Origin of the sequence: Kocuria salina, from assembly GCF_013368965.1 — a bacterium.
Taxonomy (GTDB): domain Bacteria; phylum Actinomycetota; class Actinomycetes; order Actinomycetales; family Micrococcaceae; genus Kocuria; species Kocuria rosea.
This window is the reverse complement of sequence record NZ_SSSF01000001.1, coordinates 581,814-598,011: the sequence shown is the minus strand read 5'-3', so window position 1 is coordinate 598,011 and position 16,198 is coordinate 581,814. Positions and strand designations below refer to the sequence as shown.

At 72.6% G+C, this 16,198-nt stretch carries 18 protein-coding genes; 6 read left to right on the top strand and 12 right to left on the bottom strand.

Annotated elements, in window-relative coordinates:
* Positions 1–114 precede the first annotated feature (114 nt).
* Positions 115–606, bottom strand: a complete 492-nt coding sequence (locus tag E7Z53_RS02775; protein WP_255219370.1) for a DoxX family protein — start codon at positions 604–606, stop codon at positions 115–117.
* Positions 607–667: 61 nt separating this feature from the next.
* Complete coding sequence (locus E7Z53_RS02770) at positions 668–1,156, bottom strand: MarR family winged helix-turn-helix transcriptional regulator (RefSeq protein ID WP_017831721.1); 489 nt, start codon at positions 1,154–1,156, stop codon at positions 668–670.
* Between the two features lie 73 nt (positions 1,157–1,229).
* On the opposite strand from E7Z53_RS02770, the gene E7Z53_RS02765 reads away from it, so the two are divergent.
* Entirely contained in the window at positions 1,230–1,922 is a 693-nt protein-coding gene (locus E7Z53_RS02765) for a hypothetical protein (protein ID WP_017831720.1), read from the top strand.
* 10 nt (positions 1,923–1,932) lie between these two features.
* Here the strand turns inward: E7Z53_RS02765 and E7Z53_RS02760 are convergent, their stop codons facing one another.
* The 9 genes from E7Z53_RS02760 to E7Z53_RS02720 form a co-directional block, all read right to left on the bottom strand.
* Positions 1,933–2,610: an MOSC domain-containing protein gene (locus E7Z53_RS02760; protein WP_176337108.1), complete on the bottom strand. Its 678-nt coding sequence runs from the start codon at positions 2,608–2,610 to the stop codon at positions 1,933–1,935.
* Positions 2,607–3,002, bottom strand: a complete 396-nt coding sequence (gene mnhG / locus E7Z53_RS02755) for a monovalent cation/H(+) antiporter subunit G (protein WP_237740394.1) — start codon at positions 3,000–3,002, stop codon at positions 2,607–2,609. The genes E7Z53_RS02760 and mnhG overlap by 4 nt, the downstream gene beginning before the upstream one ends.
* Positions 3,003–3,004: 2 nt before the next feature.
* Positions 3,005–3,262: a monovalent cation/H+ antiporter complex subunit F gene (locus E7Z53_RS02750; protein WP_017831717.1), complete on the bottom strand. Its 258-nt coding sequence runs from the start codon at positions 3,260–3,262 to the stop codon at positions 3,005–3,007.
* Positions 3,259–3,678, bottom strand: a complete 420-nt coding sequence (locus tag E7Z53_RS02745; protein ID WP_017831716.1) for a Na+/H+ antiporter subunit E — start codon at positions 3,676–3,678, stop codon at positions 3,259–3,261. The genes E7Z53_RS02750 and E7Z53_RS02745 overlap by 4 nt, the downstream gene beginning before the upstream one ends.
* Positions 3,675–5,180, bottom strand: coding sequence for a monovalent cation/H+ antiporter subunit D family protein (locus E7Z53_RS02740; RefSeq protein ID WP_035924319.1), 1,506 nt, complete (start codon positions 5,178–5,180; stop codon positions 3,675–3,677). Before E7Z53_RS02740 ends, E7Z53_RS02745 begins: the two co-directional genes overlap by 4 nt.
* Complete coding sequence (locus E7Z53_RS02735) at positions 5,177–5,623, bottom strand: sodium:proton antiporter (protein WP_109243540.1); 447 nt, start codon at positions 5,621–5,623, stop codon at positions 5,177–5,179. The genes E7Z53_RS02740 and E7Z53_RS02735 overlap by 4 nt, the downstream gene beginning before the upstream one ends.
* Positions 5,623–8,550, bottom strand: a complete 2,928-nt coding sequence (locus E7Z53_RS02730; RefSeq protein WP_176337107.1) for a DUF4040 family protein — start codon at positions 8,548–8,550, stop codon at positions 5,623–5,625. The genes E7Z53_RS02735 and E7Z53_RS02730 overlap by 1 nt, the downstream gene beginning before the upstream one ends.
* Positions 8,551–8,641: 91 nt before the next feature.
* A complete protein-coding gene (locus E7Z53_RS02725) occupies positions 8,642–8,794 on the bottom strand; it encodes a hypothetical protein (RefSeq protein WP_160291625.1) in 153 nt (50 codons plus the stop codon).
* A gap of 104 nt (positions 8,795–8,898) precedes the next feature.
* Entirely contained in the window at positions 8,899–9,276 is a 378-nt protein-coding gene (locus E7Z53_RS02720) for a hypothetical protein (RefSeq protein ID WP_017835101.1), read from the bottom strand.
* Positions 9,277–9,387: 111 nt separating this feature from the next.
* Between E7Z53_RS02720 and E7Z53_RS02715 the strand changes: the two genes are divergently transcribed.
* From E7Z53_RS02715 to E7Z53_RS02705, 3 genes are all read left to right on the top strand, one after another.
* On the top strand, positions 9,388–10,227 hold the full coding sequence (locus E7Z53_RS02715; RefSeq protein WP_176337106.1) for an SIR2 family NAD-dependent protein deacylase: 840 nt from the start codon (positions 9,388–9,390) through the stop codon (positions 10,225–10,227).
* A 223-nt stretch (positions 10,228–10,450) separates the two neighbouring features.
* Positions 10,451–11,290, top strand: a complete 840-nt coding sequence (locus E7Z53_RS02710) for an aldo/keto reductase (protein WP_017835099.1) — start codon at positions 10,451–10,453, stop codon at positions 11,288–11,290.
* 171 nt (positions 11,291–11,461) lie between these two features.
* The gene (locus E7Z53_RS02705; RefSeq protein WP_176337105.1) at positions 11,462–12,967 is read left to right on the top strand and encodes a peptide MFS transporter; all 1,506 of its coding nucleotides are present in this window, start codon (positions 11,462–11,464) and stop codon (positions 12,965–12,967) included.
* A gap of 22 nt (positions 12,968–12,989) precedes the next feature.
* On the opposite strand, the gene E7Z53_RS02700 is transcribed toward E7Z53_RS02705, so the two are convergent.
* Positions 12,990–14,069 carry a nitronate monooxygenase gene (locus E7Z53_RS02700; RefSeq protein ID WP_017835097.1) on the bottom strand — a complete coding sequence of 360 codons (1,080 nt, stop codon included), beginning with the start codon at positions 14,067–14,069 and terminating at the stop codon, positions 12,990–12,992.
* Positions 14,070–14,198: 129 nt separating this feature from the next.
* Here E7Z53_RS02700 and E7Z53_RS02695 point away from each other — a divergent pair, with 129 nt between their 5' ends.
* Together E7Z53_RS02695 and E7Z53_RS02690 are read left to right on the top strand one after the other, a co-directional pair.
* Positions 14,199–15,662: an APC family permease gene (locus tag E7Z53_RS02695; RefSeq protein WP_051063846.1), complete on the top strand. Its 1,464-nt coding sequence runs from the start codon at positions 14,199–14,201 to the stop codon at positions 15,660–15,662.
* A gap of 39 nt (positions 15,663–15,701) precedes the next feature.
* Entirely contained in the window at positions 15,702–16,091 is a 390-nt protein-coding gene (locus E7Z53_RS02690; RefSeq protein ID WP_176337104.1) for a universal stress protein, read from the top strand.
* Positions 16,092–16,198: the final 107 nt, after the last annotated feature.

The window sequence follows — 16,198 nt, the reverse complement described above, 5'->3', positions numbered from 1 at the left end:
CGCGGCCCGCCGACGGAACGCCGGACGACGACGGGCCCCCGCGCCGCAGGGTGCTGCGGTCGGGGGCGGGTCGCTCCGGCGCGGCGGAGCAGCCGGGACGTCGGCGGGAAGGGGTCAGGCCCGGGCGGACCCGCGGCGCCGCGCCGCGACCAGGTGGTCCAGCGACCAGCGGCCGGCACCGGCCAGGACGAAGAGGACGGACGCGGCGGCGAGGAGCAGGACGAGCTCGACCCCGCCGTCGGCGGCGAAGAAGCCCGCGGGAAGGTGCACCAGCACCAGGGCGCCCAGCATGGTCAGGGCGAGCAGGGCGGCGACCACGCGGGTGCCGAGACCCAGGAGGAGCATCAGCCCGCCCACGAGCTCGAGGACGGCCGCGACGGGCGCGGCGAGCTCGGCCGCCGGGACGCCCATCTGGGCGAAGGAGGCCTGGGTGCCGGCGACGGTCCACCCGGTGACCTTCTGCCAGCCGTGCAGGAGGAACGTGGTGCCGAGGACGACGCGCAGAACGGTCAGGCCGAGGGTCGCGGCGGAGGAGTCGGCGGTGGGGACGGTGGGGGCGGAGGAACGGGCGGAGGACGTGCGCTGCGGCACCTGTGTTGTGGACATGTCACCACAGTAGGGGGCAGATACTTTCCGCGTCAAGCTTCTTGGTGAAGGGGGCCCGGTGTCACGGCTGGTCCGAGGCCAGTCCCCGGGCCGTGGGGCCGGCCGCGGCGTCGTCGACCATGCGGCCGATCAGCGCGAGCTGCTGGACCTGCACCGGCGTCAGCCGGTCGATCACCGTCCGCCGGACGTGCTCCACGTGGCCCGGGGCCACCTGCTGGACCCGCTCCAGGCCGCGGTCGGTGATCTCCGCGAGCACCACCCGCTTGTCCTGCTCCCCGCCGGCGCGCACCACCAGGCCGTCCCGCTCGAGACGCGCGACGATCCGGGACAACCGGGACTGGGAGGTGTTGGTGGCCGCCGCGAGGTCCGACATGCGCCGGCGCCGGTCGGGGGCCTCCGAGAGCATCGCGAGCACCAGGTACTCGGCCAGGCTGAGGTCCGCCTCCGCCTGCAGCTGGGACTCGATGCTGCCGGGCAGCGTGAACATGATGGAGACGAGCGCCAGCCAGGCCTCGCGCTCCTCGGGGGACAGCCATCGGGTCTCGGTCATGGCCCGATTCTACGAGCCGATCCTTGACGCCTCATGGGAACGCGTCCGCCGAGCGCGCCCCATAATGGAACCCATGGACTCCCTCGGCACCTGGCCCCGGCCCGTACCCGCGGACGACCGCGACTTCGACGTCCAGGTCATGCGGCGGCTGCGCACCGCTCCCGGCGAGGACGGGGCGCCCGACCGCCCCTCCCTGGGCGAGCGCCTGGGCACGTCGCTGCTGCTGGTGGTCCCGGTGCTGACCGCGCTCGCCGTGGTCCTGCTGTGGCAGCAGTGGTCCCGGTCCGGCTCGGTGCTCTACCTCGCCCTCGTCGCCGTGGTGCTGGTGGCCACGGCCCTGTGGTGGACGGCCCGGCTCAAGCGCGCCTTCAGCACCGCGCAGGGCCGGCTGGGCGCCCGCCTGGCGAACGTCGTGGAGCACGGCGTGGGCGTCGTCCGGGAGGTCGCCCTCGAGCCGGTCGCCGAGGACGCGTCCGCCGCCGGGCGCACGGGCGGGAGCACGGGCGGGAGCACGGCGGCGGACGCGGCGACGGACGGCGGCCGGGTCCGTGCCCGGTTGGAGCTGTCCGTGACCCCGGTGCGGGGGGACCGCTTCAGCACCTCCGTGGAGGCCCTGTACGACGCCGACGCCGCGCTCCTCCTGGAGACCGGCTCGCACGGGCCCGTCCGCTTCCTGCGCGACGACCCGGAGGGCACCACCGTGATCGACACCCGGCTCTCCGAGGAGCAGGTCGCGCAGGTCTACCGGGGCGCAGCCCTCAACTGAGGGCGGCGGCTCACTCGTCGCGCCGGCCGGCCGCCCGCTGCTCCTTCTCGACCCGCAGCCGGAGCTGGTCGCACAGGTCCTCGCCCGCCCGGAGCAGCTCCGGCATCCGGTGCCGCTCCGTGGTCTGGGCGCGGAAGGCGTCCGCCACGCCCACCCCGTGCCCGGCGCGGCGGGTGAGCTCGACCGGCAGACCGGCCCGCAGCGTGCCCGGCTCCAGGACCTTGAGGTAGGCCCCGGAGCGGCCCCGCTCCGTGAAGCGGCGCAGCCAGCCGCGCACCTCCATGCTCGCGCGGAACGTGCCGCAGGGGATGCGGGCGTCCGTGACCTGCAGCAGCACCCCGCCGATGCGCCAGACGTCGCCCAGCCGCGCGTCGTCGACGTCGACGCCCGAGAGCGTGAGGTTCTCCCCGAAGGAGCCGTCGGGGATCTCCCGCCCCAGCTCCTGCGCCCAGAAGTCCAGCTCCTCGCGCGCGAACGCGTACACCGCCTGGTCCGTGCCGCCGTGGTACTTGCCGTCCCCGATGAAGTCCCCGGCCAGGCCAGAGCCGACACCACCCCTGCGGGGGCCCGGGTCGCGGACCTCCACCGGTCCGTCCACGGGGCGCTTGCGGATGCCGGTGGCGCGGTTCGGCCGGGCGGGATTGACCCCGGACCGTCCCACGTTGACGCTGTGCACGCGTCCGGTCACGGCCGGACGTCCTCGCCGGGGCGGCCGGCCTCGTCCTCGGTGCGCTCCTCCAGCTCGTTGTGGTGGGTCGGGGAGTAGACCGCGGAGCCGATGAGGTACCCGGAGCGGGCCAGCGCCATGCTGCCCACGGCCGAGGTCACCAGTTGCAGGACCACCGCGACGATCAGCTTCACCGCGTTCTCCACGCCGGGCAGGAAGAAGAACGCCCCGGTGAGGACGAACGAGACGCCGAGGCCCGTGGCCGTGGCGACCGCCGAGGACCGGGTGTAGAGGTCGGGGAACCGGGTGATCCCCACCGTGGCGCTGAGGAAGATCAGCGAGCCCAGGACGATGAACGCCTGTCCCACCACGCTCATCCACAGGGTGTCGTGCATGATCGGGTCGAAGTCCACGGTCACCGCCTTCCCTTGGTCAGTGCGCGTGCCAGGGACAGGGTCGCCAGGAAGCCCACGAGAGTCGCGATGAGGACCAGGTCGAAGACCGGAGGGCTCATCGCCAGCACGCCGAACAGGGCGATGAGCCCCACCACGGAGGAGAACAGCAGGTCCGCGGCGATGGCCCGGTTGGCGTCGTTGGGGCCGCGGAACATCCGCACCCCCGCGACGAGGACGGAGGCGGCGAGCACCAGCACGCCGAAGAGGATGCCGATCATCGGGGTCCCCCTCCCGGTCGGATGCCGTTCAGCATGTGGGTCTCCATCTCTCGCAGGCCCGACCGGGCGTCCTGCGGTCCGTCCGAGTACATGGCGTGCACGAAGATGTCGTAGCCCTCCGTGCCCGGAGCCCCGTCGTCCCCCGTGCCCACGTCGACCGCGGGACCGTCCGCGCCGCCACGGGTCCGGGCCACGGTGGCCAGGGTCAGGGTCCCAGGGGTCAGGGTGATGAGCACGCTGAGCAGGACCGTCTCGAACTCGCTGCGGCACCGGGTCCGGTAGCGGACCACGATGGGCGAGGACCCCTGACCCGGGGTGAGCACGTCGCGGGTCACCGCGGCGTTGGAGAGGACCAGCTCCCAGGCGTACCAGAGCAGGAAGCCGATCAGGCGCAGCGGCCAGGTCAACCACTTCACGAGTTCACCACCGCCTCCACGAACGCGCTGGTGTCCACGAGCCCGTCCGCCGCCGTGGCGGCGACGCCCAGCAGCAGCTCACCGCCCACACCGAGGACGAGGGTGACGACCGCCAGGACGAGGGCCGGTGCGATGAGGCCCACCGGGATGCGGCGCTCCTTCGTGCCGACCGCGGCGACGACCTCGCTCGACGAGTCCTCCGGATTCCCCAGGAACATCTTCCCCCAGATCTTGAGCAGGTACAGGAGCGTGAACAGGCTGACGCCGACCGCCACGAGGGCCACCACGACCTGCTGCTCCTCGAACGCGGCCAGGATCAGCGCCAGCTTGGCCACGAACCCCGAGAACGGCGGGATGCCGGTCAGGGACATGGCGGCGGCGAAGAACACCACGGCGGTGAGCGGCTCCCGCCGCAGCAGTCCCGTGACCTCGCCCAGCGGCTGCCGCCCGTAGGCGATCTCCACCGCACCGGTGGACAGGAACAGGGACACCTTCACCACCGTGTGGTGCAGCAGGAAGAAGATGCCCGCGGTGAGTCCGGCGGCCCCGAACAGGGCGACGCCCAGCAGGATGTAGCCGATCTGGCTCACGGTGGAGTAGGCGAGGATCGCCCGCGCGTCCCGCTCCCCCACGGCGCCGAGCACACCGACCACCATCGAGACGGTGAAGACCACCAGCCCGATCCACAGGTACTGCTCCGCGCCGTCGAAGATCACGGCGTAGATCCGGTAGATCGCGTAGACCGCGATCTTCGTGTGCAGCCCCGAGAACAGGGCGGTGACGGTGGGCGACATGAAGGGGTAGGTGCGCGCCAGCCACCCGTGCACGGGGACCACCGCCGCCTTCACGGCCAGGGCGGTGAGAGCAACGGCGACCGACACGGCCACGGCGGTGGACTCCGCGGCCCGGCCCGCCAGCTCGGCGAGGTTCACGGTGCCGGCCGTGCCGTAGACGAGCCCCACCCCCGCGAGGAAGATCGTGGAGGCCAGCAGGTTGACGCTCACGTAGATCCGCGAGGACGTGACCTGCATCAGCCGTCCCCGGCCGCGGTGGGCCAAGATGATCAGCGCGTAGGACGGCACGAGCATGACCTCGATGAACACGAACAGGTTGAACAGGTCCGCCGTGAGCAGGGCTCCGTTGAAGCCGGCCGTGAGCACGAGCACCAGGGGGCCGAAGTAGCGCTTCTCCGCCTGCCCCGAGACCACCCCGAACCAGGAGCTGACCAGGGTCACGAAGCCGGTCGCGGTGAGCATGAGGGCGGTGAACAGATCGGCCGCGAAGGGGATGGCGATGCCGGCGGGCCAGCCGCTGATCCGGTGGGCCAGCACGGTGCCGCCGTCCAGGAGGGTGGCCACGAGCCACACGGCCCACACCACGTCCGCCCCGAGGACGGCGAGCAGCCCCGCCTTGCCGATCCGCCCGGAGCCGCCGGCGAGCACCAGCAGACCGGCGGCCAGCAGCGGGACGATGACGAAGAACGGGATCAGGTCCGCGCTCATGCGCGACCACCCCGCCCCGGGCGCCGCTCGGGGCGGGTGCCCACCGGATCCGGGTCCGCGGGGGCGGCGCCGTGCGTTCCGGTGCTGTCTGCGGGGTCGTCCATCAGGTCAGGGGTCTCCATCTCCCGGCCGGTGAGCTCGAGATCGGTGTCGTCGTCCTCGTCGCCGGTCACGGCGAGCACGAGCATGTACATGGTGATGGCGAACGCGATGACGATCGCCGTCAGCACGAAGGCCTGCGGCAGGGCGTCCGCCGTGGTCGCCGGGTCCGGGGAGGAACCGAGGGGCTCACCGCGGCGGTCGATGCCGCCGGTGGACATGATCAGCAGGTTCACCCCGTGGCTGAGGAGGGCGAAGCCGATGATCAGGCGGACCATGCCGCGCCGCAGCATCATGAAGACGCCGCCTCCGATGAGCACCCCCACGGTCAGTGCGAGTGCCATCAGGAATCGTCTCCTCGGGGTCGGTCGGGGTGCTCGGCGGACGCCCCGGAAGGCCGTCCGGAACTCCGGTCGAGAACCCGGATGCTGCTGAGGTCCATGGGCGCCGTGCTGGGGTGGTGCGGCTCGTCCGTGGTGGGGGTCGGGCGGGGGGCGGGACCGTCCACCGCGGTGGAGCCCACCCGCCGCAGGGGCGGTGGTTCCTTCTCCTCCACGCCGAGACGGCTGACCGCGGCCAGGATCACGCCGACCACCGCGAGGTACACGCCGACGTCGAAGAACAGCGCCGTGGTGATCGCGACCCCGAACACGTCGAAGTGCAGGGCGCGCAGGAACGAGCCCTCGGCCAGGCCCAGGAGGCCCACGACCACCGCCACGGCGACCCCGGCGCCGATGAGCTTCACGTAGGGCACACCGAGCCGGCTGACCCGGTCGTCCTGCGCCGAGAGATAGACCAGGGAGATGCCCGCGGCACCGATGAGGGCGGCGATGAAGCCGCCGCCGGGCTGGTAGTGCCCGCGGAGCAGGAAGAAGAGGGACAGGACCACGATGACCGGCCCGAGCAGGCGCTCGGTGACCCGCAGGACCATGGTGTTGTCCCGGGCGTCGCTGATCGGCGACCCGGGCGGCTCCGTGATGGGGCTGTGCAGCTTGGGCAGCAGCCCCCGCGACTCCAGGGCCACGACGATCGCGATGCCGGCCACGCCCAGAACGGTCAGCTCACCGAGGGTGTCCAGGGCGCGGAAGTCCACGAGGATCGTGTTCACCACGTTCGACCCGCCGGTCTCCGTCTTGGCCTCCGCGAGGAAGTACTGGCCCGCGTCGGAGAGCCCCCGCCGGCCGGTGAGCGCCCACGTGGCCACGGCGGCGGAGGTGCCCGCGAGGACCGCGACGACGGCCGCCGTGGTCGACCGCCGCTTCCCGGTCCGGTGGAAGGTGGAGGGCAGTCGGTTGAGCAGCAGGACGATCACCACCACGGTGAGGATCTCGACCAGCAGCTGGGTCAGCGCCACGTCCGCGGCGCCGAGCTCGTAGAACCACAGCGCGACCGCGAAGCCCACCACGCCGATGATCGTCACGAGGGCGATCCGGCTGCGCACGCCCAGGGCCAGGAGCACCCCGACCAGGACCACGCCGAGCAGGACCCAGTCCAGGGGGCGCGTCACGTCCCCGTGCAGCGGCGGGACGTCGACCGTGAACACGCCGACGACCGTCAGCGCCACCAGCACGACCACGGGCGGGACCAGGTGCCGGTAGGGGGCGTCGGCGCGGGTGAGGCCGCCGATCCACGCGCCCAGGGCGACGGAGCCGCCGCGCAGCGCCTCGACCGTGCCCACCCCGGTGATGGGCGACAGCTCCCGGTCCAGGAGCCGGTCCACGCTCCTCCGGGCGAGCACCAGGATCGTGCCCAGGGTGAAGACCGCCACGGACATGTACAGCTCGGGGGCGAGGCCGTGCCACAGCCCCAGGTGGGGCTCGGCGTCGGGCCCGGCCACGGCGGCGGCGGCGGCACCGAGCAGCGGCTCGGCCAGCACACCGGCCAGCCCCAGCACCAGACCGGCCACGGAGACCAGGGCCACGGGCGCCAGGAAGGCCGCGGAGGCCTCCTTCGGCGGGTCCTGGGCGGGGCGGCCGGGGAAGATCGTGATGATCATCCGGGCCGAGTAGGCGAAGGTGAAGGACGCGGCCAGGACCGCCACGGCGCCCACGAGCCACACCGCCGCGGTGGGCGCCGGGCTCTCCGCCATGGCCTTGAACATGGCTTCCTTGGAGACGAACCCGAACAGCGGGACGACCCCGGCCATGGAGACCGCCGCGAGCGTCATCACGACGGCCGTGACGGGCATCGTCCGCGCCAGCCCGGAGAGCTTGCGGATGTCCCGGCTGCCGGCCTGGTGGTCGACCACCCCCAGGGACATGAACAGCGCCGACTTGAACAGCGCGTGGGCCGCCACGTGCACCACGGCCCCCACCACCGCGTAGGAGGTGCCGATGCCGATGGTCGCCGTCAGGAAGCCCAGCTGGCTCACGGTGGAGTATGCGAGCAGCTCCTTGAGGTCGTTGCGCTGCAGCGCGAACACCGCCCCCATCAGGGCGGTGAACAGACCCACGGAGATCAGCAGGACGTTCCACACCGGCACCTCGCTGAGAGCCGTGGAGAAGCGCAGCATGAGGTAGATGCCGGCCTTCACCATGGCCGCCGCGTGCAGGTAGGCGCTCACGGGGGTGATCGCGACCATGGCGTCGGGCAGCCAGGCGTGGAAGGGGAACTGCGCGGACTTGGTGAAGGCCGCGAGGGCGATCAGCACCGCGACGAACGCGGCGAACCCGGGGGACGTGGACCACACGTCGTCGACGAGGATGTCGCTGAGGCGCGTGGTGCCGGTGGCCACCCACATCGCGACCACCGCGGCGAGCAGGCACAGCCCGCCGGCCATGGTCACCAGGAAGGTCCGGATCGCCGGGTCCTTGGCGTGCGGGCCGGAGCGGGCGATGAGCAGGAAGGAGCACAGCGTGGTGAACTCCCACATCACGAACAGCAGGACCACGTCGTCGGCCAGGACCAGCCCGAGCATCGCCGCGGCGAAGAACGTCATGAGGGTGTAGAAGGCGCTGTGCGAGCCCTTGGCGAGGTAGCGGGCCGAGTAGCCGATGACCACCGCGCCGATGACCAGCACGATGAGGCCGAAGAACAGCCCGAGCCCGTCGAGCCGCAGGTGGAAGGTCACGCCCAGGGTCGGCATCCACGGGATCTGCTGGGAGACCGCGTCGGCGTCCCCCCGGCCGTTCCACACCGCGACCAGCGCACCGGCGAGCACGAGGAGGCCCGCGGCGAGCGGCCAGCCGGCGTCACGGCCCGCCCGGCGGCCCAGGACGGCCGCCGCAGGGCACAGCAGGGTGGTGAGAGCAAGAATGATCAGGAGGGACACGCCTGGCAACCGTCCGGTCGGTGGGATGGGAACGAGGTGGACTCGGCCGTCGACTGACCGGCCGCACCGGCCGGTGTCCCGGCCGGAGTGCTCAGGCGTCCCGGGGGCATCCGGAGAGCAGCGGCCCCCAGGAGTTCAGGTAGCCGTTCGTCCCGTTGGACACGCACCGGACCGCCGAGGACAGCACGCGGCCCGGCGGCACAGCGGGGCCGCGGCCGTGGACGTGGTTCCTGGGGCTGGTCATCGCCCCGAATTTACCATGACGGCCACCACAGCCCCCGGCGAGGTGCTGCGGTGCCCGTGACTCCTCCGCGCGCGGTCCGGCCGCCCTTCCGGCCGGTGACGGGGTCAGCGCCGCTCCCGCAGGGGACTCGAACCGGAGTGCGGGACGGTCGGGGTGGCGGCGGTCTCGGCGTCCGGCTCGACGGGCGCGCGGCGTGCCGGCTCCTCCGGCGGGAGCGCGTCCCCGAGGTCCTCGTCCCGGTCCTCGACGAGCTCGCCGTCGCCACCGCGGTCGCCGTCGCGGGGGGCGAGGGCAGGACGACGGCGCGGGGCGTCGTTGATCTCGGTGACGGACACGGCCATCGCGTTGAGCGCGAGACCGGCGAGCACGAACAGCCACGCCGCGACGGGGTACCACGCCAGACCGAGGACCACTCCGACCACGACGAGGGCGACGGAGGTCAGGTAGGCGGGGGTCAGCACGCGCTGGACGTTGAACTTCATGGTTTCCATTCCACCACGCGCGCGTGCGGATCGACCAACGGGCCCGGGCGTTTCCCCGCACCGGCCCGGGCACCCTGGTCCGGGAGCCTCCGTGCGTATACCGTCGGCGGCATGGACGACCTCGACCCCGAGCTGCTCGAGCTGGCGCGCTCCGCGCGCACCGTGACCGTGCTCTCCGGCGCCGGGATGTCGGCCGAGAGCGGGGTGCCCACCTTCCGGGACGCCGGCACCGGACTGTGGGCCCGCTGGTCCCCCGAGGAGCTGGCCACCCCCGAGGCGTGGGACGCCGACCCCGGGCTCGTCTGGTCCTGGTACCTCTGGCGGGCCCGCCAGGTGCGCCGGCTCCGCCCCAACGCCGGACACCGGGCGATCGCCCGGTGGGCGGACCGCGCTTGCGTCCACGTGGTCACCCAGAACGTCGACGACCTCCACGAGCGGGCGGGCTCCGCGGTCCTCGCCCACCTGCACGGCAGCCTGTTCGCGTTCCGCTGCTCGGACTGCGGCGCCCCGTTCCCGGAGCGTCTCCTCCCGGGCCTGGCAGCGGAGGCCCGTCCGGAGGCACCACCCGCTCCCCAGGAGCCCGACCACGAGGAGCCGGGCCGCGAGCGCCCCCCGGTGTGCCCCTCCTGCGGCGGAGCGGTGCGGCCCGCGGTCGTGTGGTTCGGGGAGCAGCTGCCCGAGGGCGCCGTGGAGCGCGCCGCCGCGGCCGTGGCCGAGGCGGAGCTCGTGCTCGTGGTGGGCACGTCCGGGCTCGTGCAGCCCGCCGCCTCCCTGCCGCTGATCGCGGCCGGCCGCGGGACGCCCGTGGTCGAGATCAACCCCGAGGACACCGCGCTCACCCCGCACGCCGACCGGACCGTCCGGGCCGGCGCCGCCGAGGCCCTGCCCCGCCTCCTGCCCCCGTGGGGCGACCGGCGCCCGACCGCCCGGCGGCCACGCGCCGACGGCTGAGCGCCCGCCGCCGGCTGCGGCTGCGGCCACCGTTCCCCGCCTTCCCGGGGCCTCCCGCTGCGGCTGGGCAGCGGAGGCCGATTGCTGAGAGCAGAAAGCACGCTGTCCTTCTTGTCAGCGCGCGGCGACAGCAGGAGACTGTTCGACGGACACCGGGCCCGGACGAGCTCCTCCCGGCCCTCCCTGTCAGCCCCTGGCTGTCTCCCCACGAAAGGCACGGTCCATGACGCAGTCCACGACGCAGTCCCCGACCCTCACCCTGCACGACGGCAGGACCATCCCCCAGCTCGGCTACGGCGTGTGGCAGGTCGACGCCGACATCGCCGAGGACGTGGTGGGCCAGGCCCTCGAGGCCGGCTACCGCCACATCGACACCGCCATGATCTACGGCAACGAGGAGGGCGTCGGCCGGGCGATCGCGAACAGCGGCATCCCGCGCGACGAGATCTTCGTGACCACCAAGCTGTGGAACGACGACCACGGCCACGACTCCGCGCTGAAGGCCATCGACGCCTCCCTGGAGCGTCTCGGCCTGGAGTACGTCGACCTGTACCTCATCCACTGGCCCACCCCGAAGCGCGGGAAGTACCTGGAGACCTGGAAGGCGTTCCAGGAGATCCGGGAGAGCGGCAAGGCCCGGTCCATCGGCGTCTCGAACTTCCCGCAGGAGGAGCTGCAGGAGATCATCGACGCGACGGGCGTGGTCCCCGTGGTGAACCAGGTGGAGCTGCACCCCTACTTCAACCAGTCCGCGCTGCGGGACTTCAACGCCTCGCACGGCATCCTGACCGAGGCCTGGTCCCCCCTGGGCCAGGGCGGCGACCTGCTGAAGGACCCGGTGATCGACTCGATCGCCCGCAAGCACGGCGCCACCCCGGGACAGGTCATCATCGCGTGGCACCTGGCGATCGGCAACGTGGTCTTCCCCAAGACCGTCACGCCGGAGCGGATCCGCGAGAACTACGCGGCCCTCGACGTCCGGCTCGACGACGAGGACGTCCGGGCGATCAGCGGCCTCGACAACGGCGGGCGGATCGGCTCCGACCCGAAGGACTTCAACTGAGTCCTGGCTCCTTCCCCGGCGACGCCCGGGACCGCGGTGGGTGCACCGCGGTCCCGGGCGTCGCCCGTCCCGCCGCCGGCACCGCCCACCGGGGGTGAGCGCGACGGGGCCGCCGGCCGCGGGCGCGCACCGATTGGTGCTCGACCGCCCGGCAGGCCGATCATGGTGCGCATGACTTCCCACACCCCCCGCGCGGCGGACGGCGCCACCGGCGCCCCCGACCCGCGCGACCACCACGACAACCGCTCCGACGTCCGGTCCTTCTTCGGCCAGCCGCGCATGCTGGCGAACCTGTTCAGCGTCGAGCTGTGGGAGCGCTTCTCCTTCTACGGCATGCAGGGCATCGTCCTGCTGTACATGTACTTCGCCACCACCGAGGGCGGGCTCGGCATCGACCGCGCCACGGCCGCGGGCATCGTGGGCGCCTACGGCGGCGCCGTCTACCTGTTCGCCATCCTGGGCGGGTGGGTCGCCGACCGGCTCCTCGGCTCCGAGCGGACGATGTTCCTCAGCGGCGTCCTCATCATGGCCGGCCACGTCTCGCTGGCGCTGATCCCCGCCGTCGCGGGCCTCACGATCGGCCTCGTCCTCATCGCGATCGGGTCCGGGGGGCTCAAGGCCACGATCACCAATCTCGTGGGTGCCCTCTACGACCGCCAGGACCCGCGCCGCGACGCCGGCTTCTCGATCTTCTACATGGGCGTGAACATCGGCGGACTCCTCGGGCCGCTCCTGACCGGCTTCGCGCAGAAGACCTGGGGCTTCCACCTCGGCTTCGGCCTGGCCGCGGTGGGCATGGCCTTCGGCCTGGCCCAGTACGCCCTCGGGCGCAGGAGGCTTCCCGCAGAGGTCCACCACGTGCCCAACCCCCTGCCGCGCGAGCAGTACGGGAAGTGGGCGGGGATCGCCGCGGCGGCGATCGCCGTCGTCGTGGCCGCCGCCCTCACGGGGGTGCTCAACGCGGCCAACCTCGCCGACGTCGTGGTGGGGGTGATTGTGGTGGCGGCCGTGGCGCTGTTCGTCCTCCTGCTCACCAGCAAGAAGGTCGACGACGACGAGCGCTCCCGCGTGCGGGCGTTCATCCCGCTGTTCATCGGCTCGGCCGCGTTCTGGGCACTGTTCCAGCAGCAGTTCACGGTCATCACGATCTACTCGGACACCCGGCTGGACCGCGCGCTCGGCGACTGGACCATGCCGATCTCCTGGGTCCAGTCCTTCAACCCCTTCTTCATCATCCTGCTCGCGCCGGTGTTCGCGGTGCTGTGGACGAAGCTGGGCGACCGCCAGCCCGGCACGCCCACCAAGTTCGGCCTCGGCATCGTGCTGATGGGATCGGCGTTCCTGATCTTCCTGCCCATGGTCGGGGTGTCCTCGGTGCCGGTCCTGTGGGCCGCGCTGATCCTGCTGGTCGCCACCCTGGGCGAGCTGATGGTCTCCCCGGTGGGCCTGTCCCTGTCCACCCGGCTGGCCCCGCGGGCCTATCCCGTGCTGATGGTCGCCCTCTTCTACCTGTCGGTGGCCCTGGGCACGGCCCTGTCCGGCGCGCTGGCCGGCTACTACAGCGAGCAGGCCGAGGCCGCCTACTTCGGGATCCTGGGCGCCGTGACCATCGTCGTCGGCGCCGCCCTGCTCGTGCTGTCCCCCTGGATCCGGCGGATGATGCGCGGGGTGCGCTGACGGCCGTGCCGGGCACCCGCCGTCAGGGACCGGTCGGTGCGCGGAGGATGCCGCGCACCACCTCGGCGGCGGGGACCTCCTGTGCGGCCGCGAACTGCGGACCGGCCCACAGGGCGATGGCCTCGGGGTCCCCGGCCTGCGCCGCGGCCGCCCGGATGGGCTTGGTCATCTGGTTGACCTGGGGATATGCCGCTGGGGCCATATTCGTGAAGCGGTCGAGGAAACCGTTGCGCACCCCGCGCGCCAGCCGTCCCGAGAACGCGCGGGTCACGGCGGTCTCCGTGTAGCGGCCCGAGCCGAGGGCCTCCCGGTACGCGGCGGACGTCCCGGCCTCGTGCGTGCGCAGCAGCAGCGTGCCGACCTGCACGGCGTCCGCCCCGGCGGTCAGGGCCGCGTCCGCGTCCGCCGCGGAGGCGATGCCGCCCGCGGCCACGAGCGGGACGTCCACGGCGGCGCGGACCGCGGCGACGAGCTCCACCAGGGGCTCCTCGCCCGGGACGTCCTCCGCGCGGTGGGTGCCCCGGTGCCCGCCGGCCGCCGGGCCCTGGACCGTCAGCAGGTGGGCACCGGCCCGCACGGCGGCCTGGGCCTCCGGGACCGAGGTCACCGTGACGGACGTCGTGGTGCCCACCGCCGCGAGCCGCGCCAGCACGGAGACCGCGGGGAGCCCGAAGGTGAACGAGACGACCGGGACCCGCAGCGCCTCGACGAGCTCGAGCTTGGCGGCCCACCCGTCGTCGTCGGCGGGGTCCGTGTCCGGCAGCTCCACCCCGTACCGGCGGGCCGTGTCTTCCAGCGCCTCCCGGTAGGCCGCGACCGACCGGTGCACGGCGGGGTCGACCGCCGTCCCGGGGGCCGCGGTGTTCGCCGCCTGCGGGACGAACAGGTTCACCCCGAACGGGCCGTCCGTGCGCGCCCGGACCTCCTCGACGTCCGCGCGGACGCCCGCCGCGGGACGGTTGCCGGCGGCCAGGAAGCCCAGGCCGCCGGCGGCCGTGACCGCCGCGGCCAGCGCCGGGGTCGAGGGCCCGCCGGCCATCGGGGCGCCCAGGAAGGGGAGGCGGAGTTCGGTCAGCCGGAAGCGGGGCGCTGTGCTCGTCATGGTCCCAGGCTAGGAACACGGCGGCTCGTCGTCACCACCTGGGCCGGGCGCGGGGCGTGGCATAGGCTGTGGCCACGGTCACCGCACGCCGGGGCCCGCCAGCCCGTCACCACCGATTCGAGGCATCCGATGGCCCAGTCAGCCGAATCCGGGACCCGGTCCCGCCCCCAGCCGGAGCTCAAGCGCGTCATGGGCCCCGGCCTGCTCCTGCTGTTCATCGTGGGCGACATCCTCGGCACCGGGGTGTACGCCCTCACCGGGAACATCGCCGGAGAGATCGGCGGCGCCGCGTGGGCCCCGATCCTCGTGGCGTTCCTCGTGGCGACCATCACGGCCTTCTCCTACCTCGAGCTCGTGACCAAGTACCCCGGCGCCTCGGGCGCAGCGCTGTACACGCACAAGGCCTTCGGCATCCACTTCATCACCTTCCTCGTGACGTTCGCGGTGCTCAGCTCGGGCCTGACCTCCGCCTCGACGGCGGCCTCGGCCGTGGCCTCGAACTTCGCCCGCGGCTTCGGGCTGGAGGTGGACACCACGACCATCACCGTGATCGCCGTGATCTTCATCGCGATCCTCGCCGCCATCAACATCCGCGGCGTCACCGAGGGCCTCGCGTTCAACGTGGTGCTGACGTCGATCGAGCTCACCGGCCTGCTCATCGTCATCCTCGTGGGGTTCTGGGCGGCGTTCCAGGGCCAGGCCGACTTCAGCCAGACGATGGTGTTCGAGACCTCGGAGGACAAGGGCATCTTCCTGGCCCTCACCGCGGTGACCTCGCTCGCGTTCTTCTCCTTCGTGGGCTTCGAGGACTCCGTCAACATGGTCGAGGAGACCAAGAACCCCAGCCGCGACTTCCCGCGCGTGATGCTCTTCGGCCTCGGCCTGACGGGCGTGGTCTACATCCTGGTCTCGATCTTCACCGTGGCGGTCGTCCCCATCGGCGTGCTCGGGGAGTCGACCACGCCGCTGCTGGACATGGTCCGGATCGGCGCCCCCAACATCCCCATCGACACGATCTACCCGTTCCTGACGATCTTCGCCGTGGCCAACACCGCCCTGATCAACATGCTCATGGCCTCCCGGCTGCTCTACGGCATGGCCCGCCAGGGCGTGCTGCCGGACTTCCTGGGCCACGTCCTGCAGGGCCGGCGCACCCCCTGGTCGGCCATCGTGTTCACGAGCCTTCTCGCCATGGCGCTGATCGTCGTCATCAACAACATCCTCGGCAGCGGCACGGCGAGCGCCCTCGGCGGCACCACGGCCCTTCTCCTCCTGGGCGTGTTCACCATCGTCAACGTCGCGGCGATCATCCTGCGCAAGGACCACAGCCCCACCCACGACTACTTCCACGCCCCCCGGGTCCTGCCCTACCTGGGCGCGATCACCTGCGCCTACCTCGTGGGGCCCTGGGCACAGGACCTCGTCGAGTACCAGATCGCCGTGGTCCTGCTGCTGATTGGGCTGGGCCTGTGGATCGTCAACTTCGTCTACGACCGCCTGTTCCTCGGCCGCAAGGTGCGGTTCGAGCACCCGGAGGCCCTCGCCCGCATGGAGGACGAGCCCGCGGACCAGGACCCCCACCGCGGTCCCTGACCCGTTCCGCCCCACCGTGCCGCTACCCCAGGAGAACCCGTGACCGTCGTCGTCGGATACATGCCCACCGCCCCCGGACACGCGGCGCTGGACGCCGCCATCCTCGAGGCAGAGCGCCGCGGCACCGACCTGGTGGTGGTGCAGCCGCGGCCGAGGCGCCACCAGCCGCCGGAGATCAAGGCAGACATCGACGTGGAGCGGGAGAGGCTCGCCCGTGCCGGAGTGCGCTACGAGCTGCGGGAGCCCGACCACGACAGCGACCCCGCCGACGTCATCCTCGACACCGCCCGCGAGCACGGGGCCGAGCTCATCGTGCTGGGCATCCGGCGCCGCTCCCCCGTGGGCAAGATCATCATGGCGAGCACCGCCCAGCGCGTCCTGCTCGAGAGCCCCTGCCCGGTGCTGTGCGTCAAGGCCGTCTACGACTGAGCCCGGGATTTTATTTCTGTTTTCGAAATATTAGTCTGATCCCAGACCCCGGCGCCTCCGGTTCCGCGGTGGGGTCCGTCGGTCGCCGCGGCTCCGACCTGCTCCTG

Bases quoted from the DNA above. Each gene is read 5' to 3' on its own strand.
- E7Z53_RS02740 (WP_035924319.1), bottom strand. From the start codon at position 5,180: ATGAGCGCGGACCTGATCCCGTTCTTCGTCATCGTCCCGCTGCTGGCC.
- E7Z53_RS02720 (WP_017835101.1), bottom strand. From the start codon at position 9,276: ATGAAGTTCAACGTCCAGCGCGTGCTGACCCCCGCCTACCTGACCTCC.
- E7Z53_RS02705 (WP_176337105.1), top strand. From the start codon at position 11,462: ATGACTTCCCACACCCCCCGCGCGGCGGACGGCGCCACCGGCGCCCCC.
- E7Z53_RS02770 (WP_017831721.1), bottom strand. From the start codon at position 1,156: ATGACCGAGACCCGATGGCTGTCCCCCGAGGAGCGCGAGGCCTGGCTG.
- E7Z53_RS02750 (WP_017831717.1), bottom strand. From the start codon at position 3,262: ATGATCGGCATCCTCTTCGGCGTGCTGGTGCTCGCCGCCTCCGTCCTC.
- E7Z53_RS02765 (WP_017831720.1), top strand. From the start codon at position 1,230: ATGGACTCCCTCGGCACCTGGCCCCGGCCCGTACCCGCGGACGACCGC.
- E7Z53_RS02715 (WP_176337106.1), top strand. From the start codon at position 9,388: ATGGACGACCTCGACCCCGAGCTGCTCGAGCTGGCGCGCTCCGCGCGC.
- E7Z53_RS02700 (WP_017835097.1), bottom strand. From the start codon at position 14,069: ATGACGAGCACAGCGCCCCGCTTCCGGCTGACCGAACTCCGCCTCCCC.
- E7Z53_RS02775 (WP_255219370.1), bottom strand. From the start codon at position 606: ATGTCCACAACACAGGTGCCGCAGCGCACGTCCTCCGCCCGTTCCTCC.
- E7Z53_RS02695 (WP_051063846.1), top strand. From the start codon at position 14,199: ATGGCCCAGTCAGCCGAATCCGGGACCCGGTCCCGCCCCCAGCCGGAG.
- E7Z53_RS02735 (WP_109243540.1), bottom strand. From the start codon at position 5,623: ATGGCACTCGCACTGACCGTGGGGGTGCTCATCGGAGGCGGCGTCTTC.
- E7Z53_RS02710 (WP_017835099.1), top strand. From the start codon at position 10,451: ATGACGCAGTCCACGACGCAGTCCCCGACCCTCACCCTGCACGACGGC.
- E7Z53_RS02725 (WP_160291625.1), bottom strand. From the start codon at position 8,794: ATGACCAGCCCCAGGAACCACGTCCACGGCCGCGGCCCCGCTGTGCCG.